The organism is Hydrogenophaga sp. (assembly GCF_030656115.1).
In the GTDB taxonomy this organism is placed as follows: domain Bacteria; phylum Pseudomonadota; class Gammaproteobacteria; order Burkholderiales; family Burkholderiaceae_C; genus Hydrogenophaga.
The window spans coordinates 1-5,743 of record NZ_JAUSOO010000132.1 but is presented as its reverse complement, the minus strand read 5'-3'; the positions used below and the strand labels follow the sequence as shown (position 1 = coordinate 5,743).

General features: G+C 63.1%; 5 protein-coding genes. 4 read left to right on the top strand and 1 reads right to left on the bottom strand.

Annotated features, from left to right (window positions below; all coding sequences use genetic code 11):
* The 4 genes from purL to Q7J58_RS17055 form a co-directional block, all read left to right on the top strand.
* Positions 1 to 1,874 (top strand): phosphoribosylformylglycinamidine synthase (gene purL / locus Q7J58_RS17070; protein ID WP_304830614.1); only part of this gene is annotated, 1,874 nt, incomplete at its 5' end.
* Positions 1,875 to 1,975: 101 nt separating this feature from the next.
* On the top strand, positions 1,976 to 2,941 hold the full coding sequence (locus Q7J58_RS17065; RefSeq protein WP_304830612.1) for a DUF808 domain-containing protein: 966 nt from the start codon (positions 1,976 to 1,978) through the stop codon (positions 2,939 to 2,941).
* A gap of 111 nt (positions 2,942 to 3,052) precedes the next feature.
* The gene (locus Q7J58_RS17060; RefSeq protein WP_304830610.1) at positions 3,053 to 3,604 is read left to right on the top strand and encodes a hemerythrin domain-containing protein; all 552 of its coding nucleotides are present in this window, start codon (positions 3,053 to 3,055) and stop codon (positions 3,602 to 3,604) included.
* 84 nt (positions 3,605 to 3,688) lie between these two features.
* Entirely contained in the window at positions 3,689 to 4,363 is a 675-nt protein-coding gene (locus Q7J58_RS17055) for a hypothetical protein (protein WP_304830608.1), read from the top strand.
* Between the two features lie 8 nt (positions 4,364 to 4,371).
* Here Q7J58_RS17055 and Q7J58_RS17050 read toward each other — a convergent pair.
* A partial coding sequence (locus Q7J58_RS17050; RefSeq protein ID WP_304830606.1) for a DUF3656 domain-containing protein occupies positions 4,372 to 5,743 on the bottom strand: 1,372 nt, incomplete at its 5' end.

The following is a 5,743-nucleotide window of genomic DNA, read 5'->3' as shown; positions in this document are numbered from 1 at the left end:
TTGACGCGGCTGCGTCGGGCCGCATGGCGGTGGCCGAAGCCATCACCAACCTGCTGGCCGCGCCCATTGAGCTGCCGCGCGTGAAACCGTCCGCCAACTGGATGGCCGCCTGCGGCGAACCCGGCGAAGACGCCGCGCTGTTCGACACCGTGAAGGCCGTGGGCATGGAGCTGTGCCCGGCGCTGGGCATTTCCATTCCGGTGGGCAAAGACAGCCTGTCCATGCGCACCCAGTGGCAAGACGGCGCCGACAAACACAAAGTGACCTCGCCCGTCAGCCTGATCGTGACCGCCTTTGCCACCCTGGCCGATGTGCGCAGCACGCTCACCCCGCAGCTCAACCGCGACATCGAAGACACCACGCTGGTGCTGGTGGACCTGGGCAAAGGCCAGCACCGCATGGGTGGCAGCATCCTGGCCCAGGTGTTGGGCCAGCCCGGCGGCAGCGTGCCCGACCTGGACGATCCGCAAGACCTGGTGCGGCTGGTGAACGCTGTCAACGCGCTGCGCGCTGACGGCAAGCTATTGGCTTACCACGACCGCAGCGACGGTGGCCTGCTGGCCGCTGCGGCCGAAATGGTTTTTGCCGGCCATGTGGGCGTGGCGCTGAATGTGGACATGCTGGTGACCGAGGGTGATGGCATCAGCGACAGCCGCATGGACAGCGGCGACGCCAAAAACTGGGCCACCCAAGTCGGTGCCCGCCGCCAGGAGCTCACGCTCAAAGCCCTGTTCAGCGAAGAGCTGGGCGTGCTGCTGCAGGTGCGCACCGCCGAGCGCAACGCCGTCATGCAAACCCTGCGCGAACACGGCCTGAGCAAACACAGCCACTTTGTCGGCAAAACCCGCCCCGAATCGTCTGGCATGGACGTGGGCAAAGGACAGTTGCAGGTCTGGCGCGACACCAAAGCCGTGTTCAGCGCCAGCCTGTTTGACCTGCACCAGGTCTGGGACAGCGTGAGCTGGCGCATCAACCAGCAGCGCGACAACCCTGCCTGCGCCGACGCCGAACACGCCGCCGCCGGCCTGCCCGCCGACCCGGGCCTGCATGTGCATTTGACCTTCGACCCCAGCGCGGGCGCGCCCGCCTTCCTGCAAGCCAAACCCAAAGTTGCCATCCTGCGCGAACAAGGCGTCAACTCGCATGTTGAAATGGCCTACGCCTTCACGCAAGCTGGTTTTGAAGCCTTCGACGTGCACATGACCGACCTGCAGAGCGGCCGTGCCAGGTTGGAGAATTTCCAGGGCGTGGTGGCCTGCGGCGGCTTCAGCTACGGCGACACGCTGGGCGCCGGCATCGGCTGGGCGCGCAGCATCACCTTCAACCCGCTGCTGTCTGAGCAGTTCCAGGGCTTCTTTGCCCGCCAGGACACCTTTGGTCTGGGCGTGTGCAACGGCTGCCAGATGTTTGCCGAACTGGCCGACATCATCCCCGGCGCCCAAGCCTGGCCGCGTTTCACCACCAACCAGAGCGAGCGCTTCGAGGCGCGCCTGTCGATGGTGGAAGTGCTCGAATCGCCCAGCCTGTTCCTGCAGGGCATGGCCGGCAGCCGCCTGCCCATTGCGGTGGCGCATGGCGAAGGCTTTGCCAACTTCAAGCACCGCGGCAACCCCAGCCAAGCCCTGGCCGCCATGCGCTTCGTGGACAACACCGGTGCTGCCACCGAGCAATACCCGTTCAACCCCAACGGCAGCCCGGGCGGCCTGACGGCGGTGACCACCGCCGACGGCCGCTTCACGGCCATGATGCCGCACCCCGAGCGCGTGTTCCGCAACATCCAGATGAGCTGGATCGACGTTGAAAAAGCCGGTGGACAGAGCGCGCACAGCCCCTGGATGCAGATCTGGCGCAACGCCCGCAAATGGGTTGGCTGAGTTGATAGGACGAGGCACTTTGAGGCGCCTTCTCGCTCGCCAGCAGCTGTGGGCGTAGGTGCTTCAACCGTTTTCTGATCGAGCCAACACAGGTACACCCCATGGCCACCAGTCTTCTCATGCTGCTCGACGACATCGCCACCGTGCTGGACGATGTGGCCGTGATGACCAAAGTGGCTGCCCGCCAGGGCATGGCCGCTGCCGACGACGTGGCCGCCATGACGCAACTGGCCGCCAAGAAAACCGCGGGTGTGCTGGGCGACGATCTGGCGCTCAATGCCCAGCAGGTTACCGGCGTCAAAGCCGATCGCGAACTGCCCGTGGTCTGGGCGGTGGCCAAGGGCTCGCTCATGAACAAAGCCATCCTGGTGCCGGCGGCGCTGGCCATCAGTGCCATTGCGCCCTGGGCCATCACGCCCTTGCTCATGCTCGGCGGCCTGTTTCTGTGCTTTGAAGGTGCTGAAAAACTGCTGCATGCGTTTTTGCACCCCAAAACCGACGACGACGCCCACCGCGCCGAACTGGTGAAAGCCGTGGCCGACGACAACGTGGACCTGGTTGCGTTTGAAAAAGAAAAAATCAAAGGCGCGGTGCGCACCGACTTCATCTTGTCCGCCGAAATCATCGTCATCACCCTGGGCACCGTGGCTGCGGCCACCTTTGCGCGCCAGGTGTCGGTGCTGGTGGGTATCTCCATCATCATGACGGTGGGCGTTTATGGCCTGGTCGCTGGCATCGTCAAGCTCGACGACGCCGGCCTGTACCTGAGCCGCCAAAGCGCAGCCTGGCAACAGTCGCTGGGCCGGGGCATCCTCACCGCGGCGCCCTGGCTCATGAAGACCCTCTCCGTGGTGGGCACCGCTGCCATGTTTCTGGTGGGTGGCGGCATTTTGTTGCACGGCATTCCCGCTCTGGGCCACGCGGTAGAGGCCTTCACCGCCAACCTCGGCTGGCTGGGCGCTGTGGTGTCGAGTCTGGCCGGGGCGGTGGCGGGTCTGCTGGCAGGCGGTGCGGTGGTGCTGCTGTTTACCGGCTGGAAACGCCTGCGCCAACGCACGCAGGCTTGACCTGCATCAAGGGCGCACGCGCTGGCGGTCTCTAGACTGGCGCCCATCAATCGTGAGTGTGCTGAAGATTTGCCCCAGCGCTCACGGTGACCCCATAACAGGAGCCACACCATGACAGCCCCCCAAGCACCCAGCAACCCGGTTGACGCAGCCGCCCCGCTGACCAACTTCACCAACTGCCACGGCGGCATTCTCAAACGCCTGAGCGCGCTGGACGAATTGCCCGCCTTGCTGGCCCCCGCAGCCAAAGCCCGCCAAATCGCTGAACAATCGCTCGAATTCTTCCGCGAAGCCATTTTTGAACACCACCTGGAAGAAGAGCGCGAACTCTTCCCCGCCGTGATCGCCAGCGCAACCCCCGGCGAAGAACTGGACCGGGTGAAAGCCATGGCCCAGCGCCTCACGCAAGAACACCGCATGGTGGAAGCGCTGTGGAAAGGGCTGGAAAGCGGCCTCAAACGCGTGGCCAAAGGCCAGAGCACCGATCTGGATGTGTCAGAAGTGCAACGCCTGGTGAGCGAATACACCGCCCACGCCGCCTTTGAAGAAGCCGAGTTCTTGCCGCTGTCCGAAAAAATTCTGAGCCGCAACAGCAACCACATGGCCGCGCTGGGCCTGTCGCTGCACATGCGGCATGTGAAGCCGGTCAACGCGTATATTTAAAATCTTTTGGGCCAGCTAAGCTGAAAAAGTGCAGCGGCCGTCCCACGCCGCGCGGCGCTCGCTGCTGATGAACTCACATTGCCAATGACTGCAGTCATCACAATCCTGTTTTGCGTTGCAGTTTCAGCAATTCTCTGGAAAAAATGGATTCAAGCCGTCCGTGCCGAGTTCATCCGAAACTACCGCCTCCCCAAAGGGATTTTTGACAGCCTTCAGCGCAAATACCCGCATTTGGAACCCAAAGACTGCCACTTGGTTTCCCGTGCTTTGCGGCTCTTTTTTCTGGCGCATTTGAAGAGCGGCAGAAAATACGTGTCGATGCCTTCGCAGGCGGTGGACGAGGTTTGGCACGACTTCATATTGAACACCCGCGACTATGCCAAGTTTTGTCGAGGTGCATTTGGTCGGTTTATGCACCACACGCCGGCGGTGGTGTTGGGCTCCAACACCAAAAGCAACGAGGGGTTGCGGCGCTGCTGGTGGTTTGCTTGTGTTGAAGAGAATATCGATCCCAGAAAACCACTGCGCTTGCCCTTGCTTTTTGCCATTGATGGAAAACTGAATATTCCCGATGGTTTTACCTACGTGCCCGATTGCAAAGGCGTTGCTGACCGTGAAAGCGGTGGCCCCGTTCACTGCGGCGGCAGCTTTTCTGATCCCAGCGTGGACGGCACCTGTGATGGTCTGGGCGATACCCCAACAGATAGCGGATCAGACGGTGGATCGGATGGCGGTTCGGGTTGTGGCGGTGGAGATTAGAGGCCGGTTCACCCAGCCACCGCGTTCCCAGGCCGCGTCCGGTAAAACTTCAGCGGGCTGCTTTGCCCGGCTTTGAGCACCGCCGGTTTCATCTTGCCGACCACGTGCATTTCGCAGGGTTTGCAGTCAAAGCGCAGCGTGAGTTTTTCGTCGCCGTGGATGAGTTGCATGGGTTCGGCGCGCACGGTGCCTTGCACACCGGTGACGCCTTTGGCCTGTTTGGGGCAGAGGCTGAGTGAAAAACGCACGCAGTGTTTGGTGATCATCAAACTCACTTCACCGGGTTCTTCCTGGCTCTCGTAGGCGGCGGCGATGACTTTGACGCCGTGCTTGGCGTAGAAGTCGCGGGCTTTGTGGTTGAACACATTGGCCAGGTAGGTCAGGGTGTCTTCGGGGTAAGGCGCGGGGGGCTGCACCGGCTGGGCACGGGGCAGGCGTTGCCAGGCGGCGGCGCGGGCGGCTTCCAGCTTGTCCATGGCTTCGCGGCGCAGCGGGTTGAGCAGCGACGCGGGCACGAACCAGGGTTGTGAGAGGTTGAGCGACACGTCGATGGGCTCAAAAACCGTGTCGCCCAGCCGTGCCAGGGCTTCGCGCAGTTTGCTCTGCGCCTGGGTCGCGTCTTTGGCGGGTTCCAGGGTGCAGGCCAGGGTGGCCGTGGCGCTGTGGCCGTCTTCGTCGGTGGCGGTCAGGCTCAGGCCTTGGGGCGTTTCGTCCAGTTGCAGCCAGGCGCCGATGCGCCGCTCGGCCGACTTTTTCTCCAGACTGCGCACCCAGTCCATGTCGCGGTTGCGGTTGACCACGGTGTTTTTGCGCAGGTCTTTGAGGGTGTCGATGGCGTCTTTGGGGTAGACGCGCCAGCGCTGGGGCGCGGGCAAGCGCTCGGCGCGGTTGATCTGCAGGCCGGTGAGTTCTTTTTGCAGGTCCAGGTAGCACAGGCCATCGCCGTTGTGGATCACGGTGGCGGGGTCGTCGGTTTCCAGCTCCACGAAGTTGGGGCCCACCTGGGTGACGTAGCCGATGGGTCGGCCGGGGTTTTTGGGGGTGTCAAAGGCGCCAATGTCTTCTTTGCGGCCCTGCACAAAATAGTCGGTGAATTCGCGGTTGAAGTTCTGGTCGGGGTCGGGCTGGAAGTGCAGGGTGCAGCTCCCGCTGGATGCGCGGGCCAGCGGTTGGGCCGACGCCTGGCGGTCTTCCAGGATCTCGTCGAGCAGCACGCGGTAGTGGGCGGTGATGTTCTTCACATAGCCCATGTCTTTGTAGCGGCCTTCAATTTTGAAGCTGCGGGCGCCGGCGTCCACCAGCGCGCGCAGGTTGTCGCTCGGGTTGTTGTCTTTCATGCTCAGCACGTGTTTCTCGTGCGCCACGATGCGGCCCTGGCTG

What these genes read in the sequence shown, in the direction of transcription:
- Q7J58_RS17065 (WP_304830612.1), top strand. Translation starts at nt 1,976, where the DNA reads ATGGCCACCAGTCTTCTCATGCTGCTCGACGACATCGCCACCGTGCTG.
- Q7J58_RS17060 (WP_304830610.1), top strand. Translation starts at nt 3,053, where the DNA reads ATGACAGCCCCCCAAGCACCCAGCAACCCGGTTGACGCAGCCGCCCCG.
- Q7J58_RS17055 (WP_304830608.1), top strand. Translation starts at nt 3,689, where the DNA reads ATGACTGCAGTCATCACAATCCTGTTTTGCGTTGCAGTTTCAGCAATT.